The sequence below is a fragment of the Mesorhizobium sp. M7A.F.Ca.CA.001.08.2.1 genome (assembly GCF_003998455.1).
Taxonomy (GTDB): Bacteria; Pseudomonadota; Alphaproteobacteria; order Rhizobiales; family Rhizobiaceae; genus Mesorhizobium; species Mesorhizobium ciceri.
Window position 1 is genome coordinate 1 of record NZ_RZPW01001227.1, and the last position, 1,028, is coordinate 1,028.

Genomic DNA, 1,028 nt, shown 5'->3' on the forward strand with positions numbered 1-1,028 from the left:
GCCTTGCCGCATCATCTGCTCGATGATCTCGCCGAGCGGATTGTTGCCGCCGCCGCCAAAACCACCGGCGGCCTGCATCTGGTTTGCCGTCTGCTTGAACAGCCCGCCCATGACCATCGAGGCGATCGCCGGCAGCATCTGCTGCAGGATCTGCTGATTGACGCCGCTGGCTTGCGCCGCCTGGCTGGCCACGGCGCGAGACAGATCCTTCGAACCGAACAGGTGCCCGAGAATGCCGTTGCCCTCATCGACGCCTTGCGGCGAGAAGGCCCGGGTTGCGTCCTCGAAATACTTGGCGTGCTGGCCGCTGGCCATCGCCGTCATGAAGGCGCCGAGCCCATAGGGGTCGGCGGTGTTGCGTTGCAGCCCCTGCGAAAAGGCCGGCAGCAATGCAGCGACCGCGGCTTGCGTCTGCTGCATTGAAAGCCCGTATTGCTGGGCAAGGGCCTGCATGCCGTTGCCGTTCTGGGCCTGCGTCAGCATGTCGAACAAGGTGGGCATCGGCGTCTCCTCCGGAAATCCTCGCCGAAGAAGCCTAGTTTGTTTCCACTTCCGATTGAAGCGACTTTTGCCGGCCGGTCAGCTTTGCCAAATCCGAGGGTTAATAGGCGTATTCCATGAAAACCGGCTCGATCGAGCCGCCCCAGCGCGTGTGGTAGGCCGACAGCATCTCCTCGGCGCTGGTGGTGCCCCGCGCCACCACTTCGTCCAACGTGTTGAGGAAGGAGGTCTCGTCGTAGCCGTCGCGGTTCTTCTTGCCACGGTTCTTCAGTCCCATGCGGGAAATGACCATCACGTCACGCGCGATCTCGCGCAGCGTGGTGTTGCGGAACGGTGCGGAGATGCCTTGTTCCGGCACGGCATTGCGCATCGCCAGCGTTTCTTCATACGTCCAGCTCGAGGTCAGCGCCTCGGCGGCATCGAGTGCGGCCTCATCATAAAGCAATCCGACCCAGAAGGCCGGCAGCGCGCAGATGCGCCGCCATGGCCCGCCATCGGCGCCGCGCATCTCGAGGAAGCGCTTCAGC

1 protein-coding gene and 1 pseudogene are annotated in these 1,028 nt (G+C 63.6%); both read right to left on the reverse strand.

Features of this window, described 5'->3' with window-relative positions:
* Positions 1-501 (reverse strand): DUF937 domain-containing protein (locus EN914_RS36390; RefSeq protein ID WP_127389733.1); only part of this gene is annotated, 501 nt, incomplete at its 3' end.
* Positions 502-601: 100 nt separating this feature from the next.
* Positions 602-1,028, reverse strand: a pseudogene (locus tag EN914_RS36395) (glutamate-cysteine ligase family protein); the annotation flags it as partial.